General features: G+C 57.9%; 19 protein-coding genes. 4 read left to right on the top strand and 15 right to left on the bottom strand.

The window, feature by feature from the left end; genetic code table 11:
- Positions 1 to 2: 2 nt before the first annotated feature.
- Entirely contained in the window at positions 3 to 1,910 is a 1,908-nt protein-coding gene (ftsH, locus tag ACZZ0A_RS00480) for an ATP-dependent zinc metalloprotease FtsH (protein WP_016986501.1), read from the bottom strand.
- A 202-nt stretch (positions 1,911 to 2,112) separates the two neighbouring features.
- On the bottom strand, positions 2,113 to 2,742 hold the full coding sequence (rlmE, locus tag ACZZ0A_RS00475) for a 23S rRNA (uridine(2552)-2'-O)-methyltransferase RlmE (RefSeq protein ID WP_007915237.1): 630 nt from the start codon (positions 2,740 to 2,742) through the stop codon (positions 2,113 to 2,115).
- 101 nt (positions 2,743 to 2,843) lie between these two features.
- On the opposite strand from rlmE, the gene ACZZ0A_RS00470 reads away from it, so the two are divergent.
- Positions 2,844 to 3,152, top strand: a complete 309-nt coding sequence (locus ACZZ0A_RS00470) for a YhbY family RNA-binding protein (RefSeq protein WP_007915235.1) — start codon at positions 2,844 to 2,846, stop codon at positions 3,150 to 3,152.
- Between the two features lie 9 nt (positions 3,153 to 3,161).
- Here ACZZ0A_RS00470 and ACZZ0A_RS00465 read toward each other — a convergent pair whose 3' ends face one another.
- The 8 genes from ACZZ0A_RS00465 to grpE all read right to left on the bottom strand — a co-directional run bounded on the left by ACZZ0A_RS00465 (position 3,162) and on the right by grpE (position 13,633).
- The gene (locus ACZZ0A_RS00465; RefSeq protein ID WP_007915233.1) at positions 3,162 to 3,566 is read right to left on the bottom strand and encodes a hypothetical protein; all 405 of its coding nucleotides are present in this window, start codon (positions 3,564 to 3,566) and stop codon (positions 3,162 to 3,164) included.
- Between the two features lie 28 nt (positions 3,567 to 3,594).
- Positions 3,595 to 4,071: a transcription elongation factor GreA gene (gene greA, locus ACZZ0A_RS00460; protein WP_003221530.1), complete on the bottom strand. Its 477-nt coding sequence runs from the start codon at positions 4,069 to 4,071 to the stop codon at positions 3,595 to 3,597.
- On the bottom strand, positions 4,068 to 7,289 hold the full coding sequence (carB, locus tag ACZZ0A_RS00455; RefSeq protein ID WP_007915231.1) for a carbamoyl-phosphate synthase large subunit: 3,222 nt from the start codon (positions 7,287 to 7,289) through the stop codon (positions 4,068 to 4,070). The genes greA and carB overlap by 4 nt, the downstream gene beginning before the upstream one ends.
- A gap of 126 nt (positions 7,290 to 7,415) precedes the next feature.
- Positions 7,416 to 8,552 (bottom strand): glutamine-hydrolyzing carbamoyl-phosphate synthase small subunit, encoded by a 1,137-nt coding sequence (carA, locus tag ACZZ0A_RS00450; RefSeq protein WP_463542383.1) that lies wholly within the window; start codon positions 8,550 to 8,552, stop codon positions 7,416 to 7,418.
- Positions 8,553 to 8,809: 257 nt separating this feature from the next.
- Positions 8,810 to 9,616: a 4-hydroxy-tetrahydrodipicolinate reductase gene (gene dapB / locus ACZZ0A_RS00445; protein ID WP_007915223.1), complete on the bottom strand. Its 807-nt coding sequence runs from the start codon at positions 9,614 to 9,616 to the stop codon at positions 8,810 to 8,812.
- Positions 9,617 to 9,625: 9 nt separating this feature from the next.
- Positions 9,626 to 10,750, bottom strand: coding sequence for a molecular chaperone DnaJ (gene dnaJ, locus ACZZ0A_RS00440; protein WP_007915222.1), 1,125 nt, complete (start codon positions 10,748 to 10,750; stop codon positions 9,626 to 9,628).
- 297 nt (positions 10,751 to 11,047) lie between these two features.
- On the bottom strand, positions 11,048 to 12,964 hold the full coding sequence (gene dnaK / locus ACZZ0A_RS00435; protein WP_007915221.1) for a molecular chaperone DnaK: 1,917 nt from the start codon (positions 12,962 to 12,964) through the stop codon (positions 11,048 to 11,050).
- Between the two features lie 102 nt (positions 12,965 to 13,066).
- The gene (gene grpE / locus ACZZ0A_RS00430) at positions 13,067 to 13,633 is read right to left on the bottom strand and encodes a nucleotide exchange factor GrpE (protein ID WP_007915219.1); all 567 of its coding nucleotides are present in this window, start codon (positions 13,631 to 13,633) and stop codon (positions 13,067 to 13,069) included.
- A 240-nt stretch (positions 13,634 to 13,873) separates the two neighbouring features.
- Here grpE and recN point away from each other — a divergent pair, with 240 nt between their 5' ends.
- Positions 13,874 to 15,547, top strand: coding sequence for a DNA repair protein RecN (gene recN, locus ACZZ0A_RS00425; protein WP_007915217.1), 1,674 nt, complete (start codon positions 13,874 to 13,876; stop codon positions 15,545 to 15,547).
- A gap of 75 nt (positions 15,548 to 15,622) precedes the next feature.
- Here recN and fur read toward each other — a convergent pair whose 3' ends face one another.
- On the bottom strand, positions 15,623 to 16,027 hold the full coding sequence (gene fur / locus ACZZ0A_RS00420) for a ferric iron uptake transcriptional regulator (protein ID WP_007915216.1): 405 nt from the start codon (positions 16,025 to 16,027) through the stop codon (positions 15,623 to 15,625).
- A 97-nt stretch (positions 16,028 to 16,124) separates the two neighbouring features.
- Between fur and ACZZ0A_RS00415 the strand changes: the two genes are divergently transcribed.
- Positions 16,125 to 16,652 (top strand): outer membrane protein assembly factor BamE, encoded by a 528-nt coding sequence (locus tag ACZZ0A_RS00415; RefSeq protein ID WP_007915215.1) that lies wholly within the window; start codon positions 16,125 to 16,127, stop codon positions 16,650 to 16,652.
- A 60-nt stretch (positions 16,653 to 16,712) separates the two neighbouring features.
- Here the strand turns inward: ACZZ0A_RS00415 and ACZZ0A_RS00410 are convergent, their stop codons facing one another.
- From ACZZ0A_RS00410 to ACZZ0A_RS00400, 3 genes are read right to left on the bottom strand one after another with little or no spacing between them, the layout of a single operon-like run.
- Entirely contained in the window at positions 16,713 to 17,027 is a 315-nt protein-coding gene (locus tag ACZZ0A_RS00410) for an RnfH family protein (RefSeq protein WP_414893457.1), read from the bottom strand.
- Positions 17,020 to 17,454 (bottom strand): type II toxin-antitoxin system RatA family toxin, encoded by a 435-nt coding sequence (locus ACZZ0A_RS00405; protein ID WP_007915213.1) that lies wholly within the window; start codon positions 17,452 to 17,454, stop codon positions 17,020 to 17,022. The genes ACZZ0A_RS00410 and ACZZ0A_RS00405 overlap by 8 nt, the downstream gene beginning before the upstream one ends.
- Positions 17,455 to 17,461: 7 nt before the next feature.
- Positions 17,462 to 18,865, bottom strand: coding sequence for a sodium-dependent transporter (locus tag ACZZ0A_RS00400; RefSeq protein ID WP_463542382.1), 1,404 nt, complete (start codon positions 18,863 to 18,865; stop codon positions 17,462 to 17,464).
- A gap of 119 nt (positions 18,866 to 18,984) precedes the next feature.
- On the opposite strand from ACZZ0A_RS00400, the gene smpB reads away from it, so the two are divergent.
- A complete protein-coding gene (smpB, locus tag ACZZ0A_RS00395; protein ID WP_007915208.1) occupies positions 18,985 to 19,467 on the top strand; it encodes an SsrA-binding protein SmpB in 483 nt (160 codons plus the stop codon).
- Positions 19,468 to 19,587: 120 nt separating this feature from the next.
- Here the strand turns inward: smpB and ACZZ0A_RS00390 are convergent, their stop codons facing one another.
- Positions 19,588 to 20,355 (bottom strand): FCD domain-containing protein, encoded by a 768-nt coding sequence (locus tag ACZZ0A_RS00390; protein ID WP_007915207.1) that lies wholly within the window; start codon positions 20,353 to 20,355, stop codon positions 19,588 to 19,590.
- Between the last annotated feature and the right edge of the window lie 81 nt (positions 20,356 to 20,436).

The raw sequence follows: 20,436 nt of genomic DNA, 5'->3' as shown, positions 1-20,436 counted from the left end.
CCTTAAACGTCAGCAGCCGGACCGCCAATCGGTGTTTCCGGACGCTCGTCCCGAACCACTGGTGGTGGCGGAGTACCTGTGCCACCCGACCAGTCGCGAGGCTCGCGAGGTGTACGACCTGCCATGATGTCATCGATCTGTTCAGCATCGATCGTTTCATACTTCATGAGGGCATCAGCCATGGCGTCGAGCTTGTCACGGTTATCCGTGAGAATCTGTTTGGCCGTGCCGTAGCACTGATCAATGATGCTGCGCACTTCGGAGTCGATCAGCTTGGCTGTCTCACCGGAGAAGCTGGCAGCCTGCCCACCACCGCCACGACCGAGGAATACTTCACCCTCTTCTTCGGCATACATCAACGGACCGAGTTTTTCCGACAAGCCCCACTTGGTCACCATGTTCCGCGCAATCTGACTGGCACGCATGATGTCGTTGGAAGCGCCGGTAGTCACACCGTCGAAGCCCAAGGTCATTTCTTCCGCAATACGGCCGCCGTACAGCGAGCAGATCTGACTGATCAGCGCGCGCTTGGACAGGCTGTAGCGGTCTTCTTCCGGCAGGAACATCGTCACACCCAGCGCACGACCGCGCGGAATGATCGACACCTTGTAGACCGGATCATGCTCAGGGACGACGCGACCAACAATGGCATGGCCAGCTTCGTGATAAGCGGTGTTCTGCTTTTCTTTCTCGGACATGACCATCGATTTGCGCTCGGCGCCCATCATGATCTTGTCTTTGGCCAGTTCGAATTCTTTCATTTCAACGATGCGTTTGCCGCTGCGCGCAGCAAACAGCGACGCTTCGTTGACCAGGTTGGCCAGGTCAGCACCCGAGAAGCCCGGAGTACCACGCGCGATTACGGCCGGAGCGACGTCGTCACCCATTGGCACCTTGCGCATGTGAACCTTGAGAATCTGCTCGCGGCCACGGATATCCGGCAAACCGACCACGACCTGACGGTCGAAACGGCCCGGACGCAGCAGCGCAGGGTCGAGTACGTCTGGACGGTTGGTTGCAGCGATAACAATGATGCCGTCATTCATCTCGAAGCCGTCCATCTCAACCAGCAATTGGTTGAGGGTCTGCTCGCGCTCGTCGTGACCGCCACCCATGCCGGCGCCACGATGGCGACCGACGGCGTCGATTTCGTCGATGAAGATGATGCAAGGCGCGTGCTTCTTCGCCTGCTCGAACATGTCACGAACACGACTGGCACCGACACCGACGAACATTTCGACGAAGTCAGAACCGGAAATGGTGAAAAACGGAACCTTGGCTTCGCCGGCAATCGCCTTGGCCAGCAAGGTTTTACCGGTACCCGGAGGGCCGACCATCAGCACGCCACGAGGAATGCGGCCACCCAGACGCTGGAACTTGCCCGGATCACGCAGGAACTCAACGAGTTCGCCGACTTCTTCTTTGGCTTCGTCGCAACCAGCAACGTCAGCCAGAGTGGTTTTCACCTGATCTTCGGAGAGCAGGCGCGCCTTGCTCTTGCCGAAGCTCATCGGTCCGCCCTTGCCGCCGGCACCGCCCTGCATCTGGCGCATGAAGAACATGAACACCGCGATGATCACCAGGATCGGGAAGCTGGCTACCAGCAACTGGGTCCAGATGCTTTGCTGCTCAGGCTGCTTGCCTTCAACCACAACGTGGTTGTCGACCAGATCGCCGATCAGGCCATTGTCCTGGATTGCCGGACGAATGGTCTTGAAGCTGTCGCCGTCGTTACGCTTGCCGGTAATCACATAACCATCAACGGCTACGCGCTCGACCTTGCCATCCTTGACCTGCTGGATGAAGTCGGAATAGTTGAGGGTCTGCGGCTCGTTAGGGCTGGAGAAGTTGTTCATCACCGTCACCAGGACAGCCGCGATGATCAACCACAGGATCAGATTCTTTGCCATATCGTTCAATTAACTACCCTCTGAAGCAAGCTCCGCTACTGGCGCGCGCTTCGCATGATATTCACCGGCCTAACTTACTACATTACCTACGACTCTGGCAGGCGCCGTCTGTAACCCTTTGTGAAACACTTTCTACACAATATTCGTTAATGCTAGCCGGGCGAAATACTAAAAACCTATCACCCCGCACAAAAACCTCGTTTTACTCGCTACGCCCGCGATAACCCCAAGCCAGCATGTATTGCTCGCGGGAGCTGCCACGAGAGGAGTCCGGCTTGATCATCTGGATCTTGTCGAACTTCTTGCGAGCATCCTTCAGGTAAACATCAAACCCTTCACCCTGAAAAATCTTGATCACGAAATTACCACCCGGCTTGAGTATCCGTTCAGCCAGATCAAGCGCCAACTCGCAAAGGAACATGGCTTTTGGCATATCCACTTCAGGCGTACCACTCATATTGGGGGCCATATCGGAAATCACAAGGTCCACCTGCGAATTACCCACAGCCTCAAGAATCCGCCCGAGCACTTCGTCCTCGGTGAAGTCTCCCTGAATGAAGGTCACGTCAGGGATACTGTCCATTTCCAGGATGTCCGAGGCGATCAGACGCCCCTGACCACCGATCAGCCGGCTGGTGACCTGCGACCAGCCACCGGGCGCTGCACCCAGGTCGACCACGCTCATGCCGGGACGGATCAGCTTGTATTTCTCCTGGATCTCCAGAAGCTTGTAACTCGCACGCGAGCGGTAGCCATCCTTCTGTGCTTGTTTCACATAAGGATCATTGACATGTCTTTTCAGCCAACCAAGGCTTGTCTTGGAACGCGCCATTGGGCACCTCGTTGATAAGGGTCGTGATTAATTGGGCGGATCCACGAGCCCTCGGGTAAAATGGCCGCCATTTTACAGAATCCAGACGAAAGGGTCAGATTATGCCGCTCACTCCAGAGCAGAAGAAACAGTACAAATCCATTGGCCACCACCTGAAACCGGTTTTGACGGTGGCTGACAACGGTTTGACTGAAGGTGTTTTAGCCGAACTTGAACGCGCCTTGGCGGATCACGAGCTGATCAAGATCAAGCTCAACATCCTCGATCGCGAGTCGCGCCTGGCGCACATCGCAGAACTGTGCAAGGTTGGCAAAGCGGACCTGGTGCAGGTCATCGGCAAGATGGCACTGATTTACCGCAAGAACTTCAGCGTCAACAAGCAGCTGTCGAACGTTCATCGCTTCAAGTGATGAATGGGGTCAAGGGTGTGCCTGGCGCACCCTGCCACTCCATCCCGGCACAGGCTGCATCACCAGCACCAGCCCGGAAAACCCCAGAACCAGATAACTGAATACCTGCCAGCGCTGCGCATCCGGCCAGCCGACACGCACTGCGACAAACATCGCACACGCGTACATCGCCATCAACAGAACCTGTCCGCGAAAATCTCGCCATAGACTAGCAAGGCCCTCGGCCTGTACCAGCACCAAAGCCTGAAAAATAACGCATGCGGCGGAAAACCCCACCACCAGCACTTCAAATGCACTGGCGACTTCATCGATCAGCAACGGTGCCAGGCCAATCTGGCCCAGCGCCGGCTGCAAACCGAGATGAATCAGCCATAGACCGCCGACCCAGAGCATCTGAGTCAGCTGCCAAAGCATGGCGCCCGCATGCAGCGGGCGCCCTTTTTCAGATGTGACGGACTTCGACAATCTCGTACTCGATCACGCCGCTTGGCGTTTTCACGGCGACCACATCGCCCTCTTCCTTGCCAATCAAGGCACGGGCCAAAGGCGAGCCGACCGAAATCTTGCCGAGTTTGAAGTCAGCCTCATCCTCACCCACGATGTGGTAAGTGACGCTTTCATCGGTCTCGACGTTGGCGATTTCGACGGTGGTACCGAAAATCACTTTGCCGGTGTGCGGAATAGTTGTGACATCGATGATGACCTGATTCTGAATCCGGCCTTCGATGTCGCGAATCCGCGCCTCGACCATGCCTTGCTGTTCGCGGGCGGCATGGTATTCAGCGTTCTCTTTCAAGTCACCCAACTCGCGGGCCGTACCGATGTCCTGGCTAAGCTTCGGACGGACGACCTTGGTCAGGTGAGCGTGTTCTTCTTCCAGGGCTTTAGCGCCCTGGACAGTCATTGGGTATTTGATCATGCCTTCAATCCTGCGTGTAGATCCTGCAAGCGGCGCACGGTCTTTTCCGGACCGAACTTCAGCGCTTCACAGATAGCTTCGCCAGCAGCAATGGTGGTGGTGCAATAGATCTTGTGCTGCAAGGCATTACGACGAATGGAGTACGAATCAGCGATCGACTGACGACCTTCGGTGGTGTTGATGATCAGGGTGACTTCGTCATTCTTGATCATGTCGACCACGTGCGGACGCCCCTCGGTCACCTTGTTCACACGGCGCACTTTCAGGCCTGCGGCTTCGATCAGCTTGGCAGTACCGGCAGTGGCAACCACTTCGAAACCCAAGTTGATCAGATCGCGGGCTACGCCTGCAACCAGTGGCTTGTCGTCATCGCGCACGCTGATGAACGCAGTACCGCCGGTCGGCAGCACTTCGCTGGCGCCCATCTGGGCTTTGGCGAATGCTTCACCGAAGGTGTCGCCGACGCCCATCACTTCACCGGTCGACTTCATCTCTGGGCCAAGGATCGGGTCAACGCCAGGGAATTTGGCGAACGGGAACACCGCCTCTTTCACGCTGTAGAAGTTCGGGATGATTTCTTTGGTGAAGCCGATTTCTTTCAGAGTCTTACCGGCCATTACGCGGGCAGCGATCATCGCCAGGGAGACACCGATGCACTTCGATACGAACGGTACGGTACGGGAAGCACGCGGGTTGACTTCGATGACGTAGATGTCTTCGCCTTGCAAAGCCAGCTGCACGTTCATCAGGCCGACAACGCCCAGTTCCAGGGCCATTTTCTTGACCTGTTCGCGCATCTCGTCCTGGATATGCGCCGGCAGCGAGTACGGCGGCAGCGAGCACGCGGAGTCACCGGAGTGAACGCCAGCCTGTTCGATGTGCTGCATGATCGCGCCGATTACCACGTCTTTACCGTCGCAGACCGCATCCACGTCCATTTCGATGGCGCAGTTGAGGAAGTGGTCGAGCAGCACCGGACTGTCGTTGGACACTTGCACTGCATCACGCAGGTAACGCTTGAGCTCGTCTTCCTTGTAAACGATTTCCATCGCGCGGCCGCCCAGTACATAGGACGGGCGCACCACCAGCGGATAACCGATTTTCGCGGCAGCGCGAACCGCTTCGTCTTCGCTACGCACGGTGGCGTTAGGCGGCTGACGCAGGTTCAGGCGCTCAACCATTTGCTGGAAGCGCTCACGGTCTTCAGCACGGTCGATGGCGTCAGGGCTGGTGCCGATGATTGGCACGCCAGCGGCTTCCAGAGCGCGAGCCAGTTTCAGCGGAGTCTGGCCGCCGTACTGAACGATCACACCTTTCGGCTTCTCGACGCGGCAGATTTCCAGCACGTCTTCCAGGGTTACCGGCTCGAAGTACAGACGATCGGAAGTGTCGTAGTCGGTGGAAACGGTTTCCGGGTTGCAGTTGACCATGATGGTTTCGTAGCCGTCTTCGCGCAGAGCGAGGGCAGCGTGAACGCAGCAGTAGTCGAACTCGATGCCCTGGCCAATACGGTTCGGACCACCACCCAGAATCATGATCTTGTCGCGACCCGACGGTGCGGCTTCGCACTCTTCCTCGTAGGTCGAGTAGAGGTAAGCGGTGTCGGTGGCGAACTCGGCGGCGCAGGTGTCAACGCGCTTGTAGACCGGGAACACTTCCAGCTTCTGGCGGTGCGTACGCAGGTTCTTCTCGGTCACACCCAGCAGCTTGGCCAGACGCTGATCGGAGAAGCCTTTGCGCTTGAGCTTGAACATCAGGTCGCGGTCGATAGCGGACAGACCGAGGGTCTTGACCTTCTCTTCTTCCTTGATCAGATCTTCGATCTGCACCAGGAACCACGGATCGATCATGTTCATGCCGAAGATGTCTTCGACCGACAGGCCGGCGCGGAAAGCATCCGCCACGTACCAGATACGCTCAGCGCCCGGCACGGTCAGTTCACGCTTGAGCACGCTCATGCTTTCCGGGTTGCTCAGGTCGAGCTTCTCGTCCAGACCGCAAACGCCCACTTCCAGACCGCGCAGAGCTTTCTGCAGGGATTCCTGGAAAGTACGGCCGATGGCCATGACTTCACCAACCGACTTCATTTGCGTGGTCAGGCGTGCGTCGGCCTTGGCGAATTTCTCGAAGGCAAAACGTGGCAGCTTGGTCACGACGTAGTCGATCGACGGCTCGAAGGACGCCGGGGTCTTGCCGCCGGTGATGTCGTTCGACAGTTCGTCAAGGGTGTAACCCACAGCCAGTTTGGCCGCGACTTTGGCGATCGGGAAACCGGTGGCTTTCGAAGCCAGTGCCGAGGAACGCGATACACGCGGGTTCATTTCGATCACGACCATGCGGCCAGTGTTCGGGCAGATACCGAATTGAACGTTGGAACCGCCCGTCTCGACGCCGATCTCGCGCAGTACCGCCAGGGAGGCGTTACGCAGGATCTGGTATTCCTTGTCGGTCAGGGTTTGCGCAGGAGCCACGGTGATCGAATCACCGGTGTGCACGCCCATCGGGTCGAAGTTTTCGATCGAGCAGACGATGATGCAGTTGTCCTTTTTGTCGCGGACAACTTCCATTTCATATTCTTTCCAGCCGATCAGCGATTCGTCGATCAACAGCTCTTTGGTCGGCGACAGGTCCAGACCACGGGCGCAGATTTCTTCGAACTCTTCACGGTTATAAGCGATACCGCCACCGGTGCCACCCATGGTGAAGGACGGACGGATGATGCACGGGAAGCCGAGGGTTTCGAGAACCGCGTTGGCTTCTTCCATGCTGTGGGCGATACCGGAACGCGGGCACGCCAGGCCGATGGATTTCATCGCCTTGTCGAAACGCGAACGGTCTTCAGCCTTGTCGATGGTGTCGGCGTTGGCGCCGATCATTTCTACGCCGAACTTCTCCAGAACGCCTTCGCGCTCCAAGTCCAGGGCGCAGTTCAGAGCGGTCTGGCCGCCCATGGTTGGCAGCACCGCGTCCGGACGCTCTTTTTCGATGATCTTGGCAACGGTCTGCCACTTGATCGGCTCGATGTAGGTAGCGTCGGCCATGTCCGGGTCGGTCATGATGGTGGCCGGGTTGGAGTTCACCAGGATGACGCGGTAACCCTCTTCGCGCAGGGCTTTACAGGCCTGGGCGCCGGAGTAGTCGAATTCGCAGGCCTGGCCGATAACGATCGGGCCAGCGCCGAGAATCAGGATGCTTTTAATGTCTGTACGTTTTGGCATGGGTTTGTCACTCAAATCCGCAGGTCAGTCGGCAAGCCGTCTTGATCGATTTCTGAAGTCTCGAGGGGGCCGCCGGTGTCGGGGCCGCCCTCGAGGGGCTTCTCTCTACAGTCTCAAGGCGAACGCTTAGCGTCGCTTGGCCATCTCGTTGATGAAGCGGTCGAACAATGGCGCAACATCATTCGGGCCCGGGCTCGCTTCAGGGTGACCCTGGAAGCTGAACGCGCTCTTGTCGGTGCGCTCGATGCCTTGCAGGGTGCCGTCGAACAGCGATTTGTGGATCGCACGCACATTGGCTGGCAGGGTTTCTTCGTCTACCGCGAAACCGTGGTTCTGGCTGGTGATCATCACGACGCCAGTGTCCAGATCCTGCACCGGGTGGTTGGCACCATGGTGGCCGTGGCCCATTTTCATGGTCTTGGCGCCTGAGGCCAGTGCCAGCAGTTGGTGACCGAGGCAGATGCCGAATACCGGAATTTCGGTTTCCAGGACTTCCTTGATCGCCTTGATCGCGTAGTCGCATGGCTCCGGATCACCAGGGCCGTTGGACAGGAACACGCCGTCCGGCTTCAGCGCCAGTACATCGGCAGCTGGAGTCTGGGCAGGCACCACGGTGACGCGGCAGCCGCGCTCGACCAGCATGCGCAGGATGTTGACCTTGACGCCGTAGTCGTAGGCAACCACGTGGTACGGCAGCTCGGAAGCGTCGATGGTCGCGTGGCTGTCGGTTTTCAGATCCCAGACAGTCGAACGCCATTCGTATTGAGTCTTGGTGCTGACGACTTTCGCCAGGTCCATGCCCTTCAGGCCCGGGAAGCCTTGCGCAGCGGCGATTGCCGCTTCTTCGGAGATGTTGTCGCCGGCCATGATGCAGCCGTTCTGTGCGCCTTTTTCACGCAGGATGCGGGTCAGGCGACGGGTGTCGATACCGGCGATTGCCACAACGTTGTTGGCTTTCAGGTAGTCGGACAGGGACATCGTGTTACGCCAGTTGCTCGCTACCAGCGGCAGGTCACGGATGACCAGGCCAGCGGACCAGACGCGATCGGACTCGGCGTCTTCCGGCGTGGTGCCGGTGTTGCCGATGTGCGGGTAAGTCAGGGTAACGATCTGTTGGGCGTAGGAAGGATCGGTAAGGATTTCCTGATAGCCGGTCATTGCGGTGTTGAACACCACCTCACCAACGGTTTGACCGTCGGCACCAATGGCTTCGCCGCGAAAAATGCTGCCATCAGCAAGGGCAAGTATGGCTGGCTTAGTCAAGAAGACCTCCCGTAAATAACGCATGAAAGGGCGATCGCAGGTTGTAAAAAAGCGGAGTGACGTATGGACACGTCACCCCGCTTCTTCACTGAATTATTCTGCGCGCTTTTAGTGGACACACTAAAGCTGTAGCTTACAGAAAAAGGCTTTTTTGGTCCACCGCTAAAGAGCCTAAAAGGCCGGAGAATGCGACAGGTCGTCGCCAAGCGGAGAAAAACCAGCGCAAACAGGGCGTTTGCGCTGGGTTCAGCAGTGTATCAACGCAGGTCGAGCACGTCTTGCATGTCATACAGGCCAGGCTCGCGACCATCCAGCCACACCGCCGCACGCACCGCGCCCTTGGCAAACGTCATGCGGCTCGACGCCTTGTGCGTGATCTCCAGACGCTCACCTTCGCAGGCGAACAGCACGGTGTGGTCACCCACCACATCACCACCACGCACGGTGGCGAAACCGATGGTTTCACGCTCACGAGCGCCGGTATGACCCTCACGACCGTAGACCGCGACTTTCTGCAGATCACGCTCCAGCGCACCGGCGATCACTTCACCCATGCGCAACGCCGTACCCGAAGGCGCATCGATCTTGTGACGGTGATGAGCTTCGATGATTTCGATGTCGGCATCATCACCCAGCACACGCGCTGCCATATCGAGCAACTTCAGCGACAGATTGACACCAACACTGAAGTTGGCCGCGAAGACGATAGGAATGTCCTTGCCCGCCTCGACCAGCAACTGCTTCTGCGCAGCGTCCAACCCAGTAGTGCCGATAACCATGGCCTTGCCTGCCTTGCGGCAGAACGCCAGATTTTTCAGCATCACTTCCGGCAGCGTGAAGTCGATCAATACGTCGAACTCTTCAGCCACAGCTTCGACATGCCCGGACAACGGCACGCCGATGCGACCCAGCGAGGCCAGCTCACCGGCATCGACGCCGATCAGCGTGCTGCCAGGACGAACCACCGCGGCGGTCAAACCGGTCAGCGGCGCACTCTGCTGCACGGCCTCGACCAGAATCTTACCCATGCGCCCAGCAGCGCCCATCACAGCTATACGTCGCATGCCGACTCCTTAGAGATCGCCGAAGAAGCGCTTCACACCATCGAACCAGCCAGTGGTTTTCGGCGAATGACTGTTGTCGTCTGCCAGCGAACTGCGGAACTCCTCCAGCAGCTCGCGCTGACGACGATTCAGATTGACCGGCGTCTCGACCGCCACACGGCACATCAAATCGCCCGCACCGCCGCCACGTACCGGCGCCACGCCTTTACCACGCACGCGGAACTGCTTGCCGGTCTGAGTACCCTCAGGGATTTTCAGTTTGACGCGACCGTCGAGGGTCGGGATTTCCAACTCACCACCCAGTGCTGCGTCAACGAAGCTGATCGGTACTTCGCAGAACAGATGCTTGCCATCGCGCTGGAAAATGTCGTGCTCGCGGACGTTGATGACTACATACAGGTCGCCCGTCGGACCACCTTGCGTACCCGCCTCGCCTTCGCCGGACAGACGAATGCGGTCGCCGGTATCGACACCAGCCGGCACTTTGACCGACAGGGTTTTGTACTCTTCAACGCGACCGTCACCATGACAGGAATCGCACGGATCGGAAATGATCTTGCCTTGGCCATGGCAACGCGGGCAGGTCTGCTGCACCGAGAAGAAGCCCTGCTGCATGCGCACCTGACCGATGCCACCGCAGGTCGGGCACGTCGATGGCGACGAGCCTTTTTTCGCGCCGGAACCATCGCACGGTTTGCAATTGACCAGCGTCGGCACACGGATATTCACGGTGGTGCCGCGCACCGCTTCTTCCAGGTTCAGCTCCAGGGTGTAGCGCAAGTCGCTGCCACGCTGAGCGCCGCCACGGGAACCGCCGCGACCGCCACCGAAGAAGTCACTGAAGACATCACCAAAGATGTCCGAGAAGTTCTGACCACCGAAGCCGGCGCCACCACCACCCATGCTCGGGTCGACGCCGGCATGGCCGTACTGATCGTACGCCGCACGCTTGCTCGAGTCGGACAGCACTTCGTAGGCCTCATTGGCCTCTTTGAACATTTCTTCCGACGCTTTGTCATCGGGATTACGGTCCGGGTGGTGCTTCATCGCCAGACGACGGTAAGCCTTCTTCAGGTCCGCATCGCTTGAGCCGCGCTCAACACCCAACACTTCGTAATAGTCACGCTTTGCCATAAGTCTTCTGCACTCTTGAGGACGTTCGGCAAACCCCTCCTGAGGATGGCCAAACTCGTTGAGCCCCAATACAGGCCCGGACCCAACTCACGTCAATTCAACGATCCTGGTCTTTGTTTCTTGCGGTACTTTCGGCACGAAAAGCAGGAGCATTCCCGGCCATACCGCCAACATCCGAACCTTGTCGCATGCTGTAAAAATTCGCGTATTCCAGATACGCCAACGCGGGAGCTAGCTCCCGCGCGGCGACATCCTACCAGTCACTGCCTGAAGGCAGTCAACCGGCCGACCAACAACTTACTTGTGGTCTTTGACTTCTTCGAACTCTGCATCGACAACGTCGTCAGCCTTCTCAGCCGATTCGCCTTGCGGGGCCGCGCCATCAGCTGGCTGAGCCTGTTCGGCGTACATCTTCTGAGCAACCGGAGCGGAGACTTTCGACAGCTCTTCAACCTTGGCTTCGATAGCAGCTTTGTCGTCGCCTTTGACAGCGGCTTCCAGAGCAACCACAGCAGCTTCGATCGCAGTCTTCTCTTCAGCGGTGACTTTGTCGCCCGCGTCGGCAATCATCTTGCGAGTCGAGTGAACCAGTGCGTCACCCTGGTTACGGGCAGCGGCCAGCTCTTCGAACTTGCGGTCTTCCTCAGCGTTAGCTTCGGCGTCACGCACCATGCGCTCGATTTCTTCGTCGGACAGACCGGAGTTGGCCTTGATCACGATCGACTGGGTCTTGCCGGTCGCTTTGTCTTTCGCACCAACGTGCAGAATGCCGTTAGCGTCGATGTCGAAGGTCACTTCGATCTGCGGCACGCCACGTGGAGCTGGTGGAATGTCGGCCAGGTCGAACTTGCCCAGGGACTTGTTCTGAGTGGCTTGCTTACGCTCGCCCTGCAGCACGTGAATGGTCACAGCGCCCTGGTTGTCGTCGGCAGTCGAGAACACTTGCGATTTCTTGGTAGGAATCGTGGTGTTTTTCTCGATCAGCGCAGTCATCACGCCGCCCATGGTTTCGATACCCAGGGTCAGCGGGCTAACGTCGAGCAGCAGAACGTCTTTCACGTCACCGGCCAGAACGGCGCCCTGAATCGCAGCACCCATGGCAACAGCTTCGTCCGGGTTAACGTCTTTGCGAGCTTCTTTACCGAAGAAATCGGTAACCAGCTTCTGTACCAGCGGCATACGGGTCTGACCACCGACCAGAATCACGTCGTTGATCGCGCCAACGTCCAGACCGGCGTCTTTCATGGCGATGCGGCAAGGTTCGATGGTGCGCTGAACCAGGTCTTCAACCAGTGCTTCGAGCTTGGCACGCGAAATTTTCACGTTCAGGTGCTTAGGACCGGTCGCATCTGCAGTGATGTACGGCAGGTTGACGTCGGTCGACTGAGCGGAAGACAGCTCGATCTTGGCTTTCTCAGCGGCTTCTTTCAGGCGCTGCATGGCCAGCGGATCACCTTTGAGGTTCATGCCGCTTTCTTTCTTGAATTCGTCAACGAGGTAGTCGATCAGACGAATGTCAAAGTCTTCACCGCCGAGGAACGTGTCACCGTTGGTGGCCAGTACTTCGAACTGGTGCTCACCATCAACTTCAGCGATCTCGATCACGGAAACGTCGAAAGTACCGCCACCCAGGTCATAAACGATCACGGTGTGATCGCCCTTGGCCTTGTCCATACCGTAAGCCAGAGCAGCTGCGGTTGGTTCGTTGATGATACGTTTTACGTCCAGACCCGCGATGCGGCCGGCGTCTTTGGTCGCCTGACGCTGGCTGTCGTTGAAGTAGGCCGGAACGGTAATCACCGCTTCGGTCACGGTCTCGCCGAGGTAGTCTTCGGCGGTTTTCTTCATCTTTTTCAGAATTTCAGCCGAGATTTGTGGCGGTGCCATTTTCTGGCCGTTCACTTCAACCCAGGCGTCGTTGTTGTCAGCCTTGACGATCTTGTAAGGGACCATCTGGATGTCTTTCTGCACAACTTCTTCGTCGAAACGACGACCGATCAGACGCTTTACCGCGTACAGAGTGTTGTGCGGGTTGGTCACAGCCTGACGCTTGGCCGACTGACCTACCAAGATTTCGCCATCGTTGGCGTAAGCGATGATCGACGGCGTGGTACGCGCGCCTTCAGCGTTTTCGATAACTTTTGCTTTGCCGTTTTCCAGCACGGAGACGCAGGAGTTGGTAGTCCCCAGGTCGATACCGATAATTTTGCCCATGTTAACTCTCCCGAAACTTTGGATTTTTTTGCCGCAGCAGTGGTGGCTGTCTGCGGTAATACTTAAACGCTTGACTTCTAAATGGGGGCCTTGCGGCTAATTTCAAGCCTTCTCGTCAATCGAAGGCGAAATTGGCGCAGGCGCCTTGCTGACCACAACCATGGCCGGGCGCAACAGGCGACCGTTGAGCTGGTAGCCCTTCTGGAACACCTTCAGAACGCTGTTCGGTTCTACGTCGGCGCTTTCCTGCATGGCCATCGCCTGATGTTGAACGGCGTTGAACGGTTCGCCATGCGGATCGATCGCTTCCAACTGATAACGCTTGAGGGTGTCGTGGAACATTTTCAGCGTCAGCTCGATGCCTTCGCGCATCGGGCGGATGCTTTCGTCGTCCGGGTTCGACAGCTCGAGGCCGCGCTCCAGGCTATCGACGATCGGCAGCAGGTCGCCGGCAAATTTTTCCAGGGCAAACTTGTGCGCCTTCTCGACGTCCTGTTCGGCACGGCGACGGACGTTCTGCAGATCGGCAGCAACACGCAGAGATTGATCCTGCGCGGCGGCCAATTGCTCTTCGAGCACTTGTACACGGGTCGCCAGGTCATCACCCGAACCTTCGGGCGCCTGATTGGCTTCTGGGTTTTGCGTATCTACTGTCTGTTCGTCAGCCATAGAATTCTCCTTTCAATTTCGTCCGCGAGCCTGACTCGCGCTTCTGCCCCGATATATGGGGCCGCAAAATCAGGCTTCAAGGGCCTTCAAGCATTAACCCTACAAAAAAGTGTCGAATATTCATTCCTCAATGCGCTAAGCAGATTTGACCTTCAAGCAAATCGAGCTAAGGGCGGGCATTGTCAGCCTGAAACAAAACACTGTATAAATAACCAGACCTAAAGCTTGGGAGCGGCCTTTATGCTGGTGCACCTGTCCGTACATAACTACGCCATCGTTGAACATCTCGATCTCGAACTCGATCGCGGGATGAGCGTGATCACGGGTGAAACCGGCGCCGGCAAGTCGATCATGCTCGACGCGCTGGGCCTGACTCTAGGTGATCGTGCCGACAGCGGCGTGGTTCGCCCCGGCGCCGACAAGGCCGACATCCTCGCGACCTTCGATCTGGCGGACATCCCTGAAGCCAGCGCATGGCTGGCCGAGCGCGACCTGGAAACGGATGGCCCGTGCATTCTGCGCCGGGTGATCACGTCGGAGGGTCGTTCGCGTGGCTACATCAACGGCACCCCTTGCCCACTCGGTGACCTCAAGTCGCTGGGCGAATTGTTGATCGATATCCACAGCCAGCATGAACACCAGTCCCTGCTGAAAACCGATACCCATCGTCGCCTGTTGGACGAGTACGCCGGCGCTACCGACCTGGCCCGCCAGGTTCAGCTCGCCGCCCAGCGCTGGCGACAGACTCGCCAGGAACTGGAACGCCTCTCCAATTCCGGCGACGAACAACGCGCGCGCCACCAATTGCTGAGCTATCAACTCGAAGAGCTGGAAAATCTCGGTCTCGGCGATAACGAACTTGAGCAACTGGAGCAGGAACACAAAAACCTGACCAACGCCGAGACGCTGCTGGGCATTTGCCGGCAAGTGGTCGAGCAATGCAGCGAAAGCGATTCTGGCAATGTATTGAATGCACTGACCGCCAGCCTCAACCGCCTGTCGAGCGTGAATAACTCCGTCGGCGCACTGGGCGAAGCCAGCAGCCTGCTGACCAGTGCGCAGATCCAGGTCGAAGAGGCCGTTGGCGAACTCAATCGCTTCCTCGATAACTTCGATGCCGATCCGGCACGCCTGCAGTATCTGGAAGAACGCCTCGACGCGATCTACACCCTGGCGCGCAAGCACCGGATCCAGCCGACCGAAGTGGGTGAGATGCAGCAGAAGTTGCTGGATGAAATCGAAACCCTCAACGCCAATGATGAATCCATCGAGCGCCTCGGTGAAGAGCTGGCCTCCTATGCCCGCCACTATCAAGAGAAGGCACGGGAACTGAGCGATTTGCGGCATCAGGCTGCCGGCAGTCTCGCCAGCGCGGTTGAGCAGGAGATTCAGCGACTGGGCATGCCTGGCGGCCGATTCACTATCGAATTGAAGGCTAACAGCAGCGATGAGTTGCTGCCCAACGGGCTGGAACAGGTCGAATTGCTGGTCAGCGCCAACCCGGGCCAGCCGCTGAAGGCACTGGCAAAAGTCGCTTCCGGTGGTGAGCTGTCACGGATCAGCCTGGCAATTCAGGTGATCACCGCACAGACCTCCCGCGTTCCGACACTGGTGTTCGACGAAGTGGACGTCGGCATCGGCGGCCCGACGGCTGAAATTGTCGGCCAACTGTTGCGCCGTCTCGGCGATCGCGGCCAGGTATTGACCGTGACGCACTTGCCACAAGTAGCAGCGCAGGGTCATCAGCATCTGTTCGTGCACAAGGTGCGCGGTGAAGAGGCAACGCACACCGCCGTCTCCAAACTGAGCAAGAACGACCGTATAGAAGAAGTGGCGCGCATGCTCGGCGGCATCGATCTGACCAAAGAGTCCTTGGCTCACGCGAAAAAAATGGTCGTTACCGCCAAGGTTTAGGAACGACAGAAAGCACGAAGGCGACCCTTGGGTCGCCTTCGTTCGTTTCGCGAATGTGAAATTCGCGCGACATGCTTACTTTTTCTTGCGGATGTACAGCACCAGATTGTGATCCACCAACTCGACACCGTGCTCCTCGGCAATTGCCTTCTGGAGCTTTTCGATTTCCGGGCTGACGAATTCGACAACCTCACCGGTTTCCACGTTAACCATGTGGTCGTGGTGACCACTGTCGGCCAACTCAAAAACCGCGTGGCCGCCGTCGAAGTTGTGACGGACCACGAGGCCAGCCGCTTCGAACTGGGTCAGAACACGGTAAACCGTGGCCAGACCGACGTCCTCGCCAGCTTCCATCAACGCCTTGTAGACGTCCTCGGCGCTCATGTGACGCTGCTCTGTAGAGTCGAGCATTTGCAGGATCTTGACCCGTGGCAGGGTCACTTTAAGGCCGGCTTTGCGTAGTTCGCTATTTTCAACCATGGTCAGCTTTCTCGCGATGCTGCTTCGCAGCTTCTCTTAATGCGGGTATGATCGGCGTTTACGTTGTCCCAGCCAAGATAGTGGAAGTCGCCCACCGATGCAAAACACCAAGCTCTTGCTAACCAGTTTCACCTTTGTGGGACTGCTCGCACTCGCCGGTTGTTCATTCCCCGGGGTTTACAAAATCGACATCCAGCAGGGCAATGTCGTCACGCAGGACATGATAGACCAGTTACGCCCGGGAATGACCCGGCCGCAAGTACGGTTTATCATGGGTAACCCTCTGCTTGTCGACACGTTCCATGCCGATCGCTGGGATTATCTGTACAGCCTGCAACCGGGTGGCGGTGAACGCCAACAGGAACGCATCAGCGTTATTTTCAACTCAAACGACCAGCTTGTCAGCCTGTCCGGTGACTTTATGCCGGGCGTAAGCCGTGACGAAGCCATTCTCGGCAAGGACAGTGGCACTACGGTGACCGCTCCTGCTGAAAACGCCGAGAAGCCAACACCGGAAAAACCGGTCAAGCCAGGTTCCTTGCTGGATCAGATCCAGAAGGACGTCGATGGGGTAGAAACCGTTCCGGTTCCAACACCAGAGCCGCTGGACACCTCGCCGCAATAATTTGCGACGCAATAAAAAACCCGGAAATTCCGGGTTTTTTATTGCCTACAATTTGTCTTTTTACGCGTTTCGAGCCTTGGCTTCCGCAGCCTTGGCAGCACGCAAACGTCGAACTTCTTTGGGGTCGGCAAGCAATGGGCGGTAAATCTCGATGCGATCTTCCGCCTGAATTACCCGCGTATCCGGATCAGCCACTACTTTGCCGAAGATACCCAACGGGCACTCCGCCAGATTCAGCTCAGGGAATTCGCTACCGATACCTGACGCCAGAACCGCAGCGCGAACCGTCGCGCCCTCTTTCACGCTGACAGTGCGTAAAACCTGACGGTCCACGGCGGCGTAAACGACCTCTATCTCAATCACCGGCTCAACCATGCATCTGCTTGGCGCGCTGACAGAACGCGTCCACCAGCGTGTTGGCAGCCTGATTGAACAGCGGCCCCAACGTCGCGCGTACCAGTGGCCCGGCGTAATCGAACGAAAGATCCAGACTGATCTTGCAGGCCTTCTCATTCAAGGCCTTGAACACCCAGACGCCGTGCAATTGATTGAACGGACCTTCTTCCAGGTTCATCTCGATCGACTGTCCCGGCACCAGCGTGTTGCGCGTCACGAAATGCTGGCTGAGACCGCCCTTGGCCACGCCAACGCTGGCGCGCATATGCTCCGGCGAACTTTCCAGCACTTCAGCGGCTGAGCACCACGGCAAAAATTCCGGGTAACGCGCCACGTCGTTGACCAGGTCGTAGAGGAATTGCGCCGGGTACGGCAGTAATGCCGATCGTTGAATATGTGTCGTCATGTGAGCGTTACTTCCAGAGCTGAGCGGCAAACACTACAAGAATGCCGATGGGCGCCACGTAGCGCATCAAAAACAAAGACAGGGCGAACAGTGCCGGATTGCGGATCGACAACTCGTCGCGTACCGCTTCACGCCCCATCACCCATCCGGCAAACAGCACAAAACACAGGCCACCGAGCGGCAACATGATCCGCGAGGTGAAGAAATCGATCACGCCAAAGAAGTCCAGACCGCTCGGCGCACCCCATTGGTAGAGGTGGAACATCCCGCCTTCGTTCACGAAAAATTTGGCTTCCTTCCAGATATTAAAGGAGAACACCGTGCCCAGACCGACGAACCAGCAGATGAACGCCAGCCAGAACGTCACCCACGCGCGACTGACTTTCGTGCGCTCAACCAAATAGGCAACCATCGGCTCCAGAAGCGAGATCGCCGAACTCCAGGCCGCAATCGCCACCAGCACAAAGAACACCACGCCCATCAGTTGCCCGAAAGCCACGTTACCAAAGGCAAATGGCAGGCTGACGAACATCAAGCCAGGCCCTTCGCTAGGGTTCAGGCCGCCGGCAAACACAATCGGGAACAGAGCCAAACCGGCGACCAGCGAAACAAAGGTATCGAGCAGGGCCACACCGACAACCGTGCCGGACAACGACGAACTCTTCGGCATGTAAGCGCCGTAGATCATGATCGAACCGACACCGACGCTCAGCGAGAAGAACGCGTGCCCCATCGCTGGTAACAAGCCGTCGAGGACTTTTTCCGGGTGGAAATCGAACATGAAATGCACGCCTTCCATGAAATGCCCGGTGGTCATGCTGTAACCCAGCAACACCAGAATCATCACGAACAGCAGCGGCATCATGATGCGCAGGCTGCGCTCAAGCCCGGCGACCACGCCTTTGGCGATGACGAAGGCCGACAGCAGCATGAAAATCGTGTGCCAAAGTGTCAGGCGCCATGGATTGGAGATGACATTGCCGAAATAAGCACCGACCTGATCGGCCGTGGCGCCCTGAAAGTCGCCGCGACCCATGTCGACGATGTAGTCCAGCGACCAGCCGCCGACCACACTGTAGAAAGACAGGATCAGCAATGCCGTGATCATCCCGGCAAATGCCCCCCACGACCACTTGCCCGAGTGCCCGGCTTCCAGCGCCAGCACCTTCAAGGCGTTCGCCGGACTTTGCCGGGCGCGCCGGCCGATCAGGGTTTCAGCGAGCATGACCGGGATGCCGATCAGCGCGATGCACGCCAGAAACATCAGCACAAAGGCGCCGCCGCCGTAGACCCCGACCATGTAGGGGAACTTCCAGATGCTACCCAGTCCCACGGCCGAACCGGTCGCGGCGAGTATGAAAACCCAGCGGCTAGCCCAACTGCCGTGGACAGAAACCTTGTCTGTCGACATCGTTTATCACGCCCAAGCGTTAGAAAAAGAGGCCGCATTGTCCGGGATTCACTCAACCTGCTCAAGCACGCAGCATCACCGTAGCCGACAGCCGTTTATCTCCATATAATGCCGCCCCTATGGCTAAACAGAAGAAACACCCAACAGGGACCATCGCGCAGAACAAAAAGGCGCGACACGATTACTTCATCGAACATAAGTTCGAGGCTGGTCTGGTCCTGGCCGGCTGGGAAGTAAAAAGTCTGCGGGCAAGCAAGCTACAGCTGGTCGACAGCTATGTGCTGCTCAAGGATGGCGAAGCGTGGTTGCTCGGCAGCCACATCACGCCTCTGATGACCGCAAGCACCCACGTCATCGCCGACCCGGTGCGCACGCGCAAATTGCTGCTCAACCGCCGCGAGCTGGAAAAACTCGCCGCCGCTGTGCAGCAAAAGGGTTACGCCTGCGTCTGCCTGTCCTGGTACTGGAGCAAGCACATGGTCAAGTGCGAGATCGCTCTGGGCAAGGGCAAGAAGGAATACGACAAGCGTGATACCGAGCGCGAGCGCGATGCCGGTCGTGAACTGCAGCGCGCGGTGCGCAATAAGGGCAAGGAAGACTGATCTTCCGACCTTGAAAGCAAAGATCGTCCGATCGCGGCCCGAGCCTTCGGCAGCTCCTACACTGGGATTCGCATTTCCCTGTAGGAGTTGCCGCAGGCTGCGATCTTTTCCTTTAAAGAATCACATTCCCTTGCGCCGCTCTGCCCGAGCCATGCGCTGAACCTCCTGCCGCACCTCCTCCAGCACTTCCTGCACATACAAAATATGTCGGCTGGAGACTTCCCGTGCCTGCTCCGCGCGACCTTCAATAATCGCCAGATACAATTCCCGATGCTGGGTTATCAGCATGTCACGGGTTTCCGTGCGCTGCTTGTACATGCCGCCGATGTTGGTAACCACGTTGCGCTTGAGCAGATCGAACAGCCCGCGAATGGTGTGCAGCAACACCGCGTTATGGCTGGCTTCGGCAATTGCCAGATGAAATTTCGCATCCGCCGCGCCCTCCTCCGCCCGGCTGACTTCATCGTGGCGCGAGTAGCAATCCTGCAACTCTTCGAAGGCTGCGGTGAGCCTTTCACGATCAACATCAGTTGCGCGCAATGCCGCGTAATAGGCGCACGATGCCTCCAGAGTGTGGCGAAATTCCAGTAGATCGCGCTGCGCCTCGGGATTGCTTTCGAGCAATTGCAGCAGCGGATCACTGAACGTCGAGCCCAGGCTTTCCACCACATAATTGCCGCCGCCCTGGCGACTGACCAGCAGCCCTTTCGCCGCCAGTTTCTGAATCGCTTCACGCAGAGATGGCCGTGATACGCCAAATTGTTCGGCCAGCGTGCGCTCCGCCGGCAGCCGTTCGCCGGACTTCAGCGTGCCCTCAAGGATCATCCCCTCAAGTCGCTCGACAATATCGTCAGACAAACGGCGCTGACGTATCTGATCAAACCCCATAACTCATTTCTCCACGATCCCGACCGCTCGCCGGGCTCTCTATTCTGGCCTATCGGCGCCTTCTCGACACCTACCAGACGC

The organism is Pseudomonas sp. AC242, assembly GCF_979258655.1.
This window is presented reverse-complemented; position numbering and strand designations above follow the sequence as displayed.

Bases quoted from the DNA above. Each gene is read 5' to 3' on its own strand.
- ftsH (WP_016986501.1), bottom strand. From the start codon at position 1,910: ATGGCAAAGAATCTGATCCTGTGGTTGATCATCGCGGCTGTCCTGGTG.
- ACZZ0A_RS00400 (WP_463542382.1), bottom strand. From the start codon at position 18,865: ATGTCGACAGACAAGGTTTCTGTCCACGGCAGTTGGGCTAGCCGCTGG.
- fur (WP_007915216.1), bottom strand. From the start codon at position 16,027: ATGGTTGAAAATAGCGAACTACGCAAAGCCGGCCTTAAAGTGACCCTG.
- ACZZ0A_RS00410 (WP_414893457.1), bottom strand. From the start codon at position 17,027: ATGGTTGAGCCGGTGATTGAGATAGAGGTCGTTTACGCCGCCGTGGAC.
- greA (WP_003221530.1), bottom strand. From the start codon at position 4,071: ATGATCAAATACCCAATGACTGTCCAGGGCGCTAAAGCCCTGGAAGAA.
- ACZZ0A_RS00465 (WP_007915233.1), bottom strand. From the start codon at position 3,566: ATGCTTTGGCAGCTGACTCAGATGCTCTGGGTCGGCGGTCTATGGCTG.
- rlmE (WP_007915237.1), bottom strand. From the start codon at position 2,742: ATGGCGCGTTCCAAGACAAGCCTTGGTTGGCTGAAAAGACATGTCAAT.
- carB (WP_007915231.1), bottom strand. From the start codon at position 7,289: ATGCCAAAACGTACAGACATTAAAAGCATCCTGATTCTCGGCGCTGGC.
- recN (WP_007915217.1), top strand. From the start codon at position 13,874: ATGCTGGTGCACCTGTCCGTACATAACTACGCCATCGTTGAACATCTC.
- ACZZ0A_RS00405 (WP_007915213.1), bottom strand. From the start codon at position 17,454: ATGACGACACATATTCAACGATCGGCATTACTGCCGTACCCGGCGCAA.
- ACZZ0A_RS00470 (WP_007915235.1), top strand. From the start codon at position 2,844: ATGCCGCTCACTCCAGAGCAGAAGAAACAGTACAAATCCATTGGCCAC.
- ACZZ0A_RS00415 (WP_007915215.1), top strand. From the start codon at position 16,125: ATGCAAAACACCAAGCTCTTGCTAACCAGTTTCACCTTTGTGGGACTG.
- dapB (WP_007915223.1), bottom strand. From the start codon at position 9,616: ATGCGACGTATAGCTGTGATGGGCGCTGCTGGGCGCATGGGTAAGATT.
- smpB (WP_007915208.1), top strand. From the start codon at position 18,985: ATGGCTAAACAGAAGAAACACCCAACAGGGACCATCGCGCAGAACAAA.
- grpE (WP_007915219.1), bottom strand. From the start codon at position 13,633: ATGGCTGACGAACAGACAGTAGATACGCAAAACCCAGAAGCCAATCAG.
- ACZZ0A_RS00390 (WP_007915207.1), bottom strand. From the start codon at position 20,355: ATGGGGTTTGATCAGATACGTCAGCGCCGTTTGTCTGACGATATTGTC.
- dnaK (WP_007915221.1), bottom strand. From the start codon at position 12,964: ATGGGCAAAATTATCGGTATCGACCTGGGGACTACCAACTCCTGCGTC.
- dnaJ (WP_007915222.1), bottom strand. From the start codon at position 10,750: ATGGCAAAGCGTGACTATTACGAAGTGTTGGGTGTTGAGCGCGGCTCA.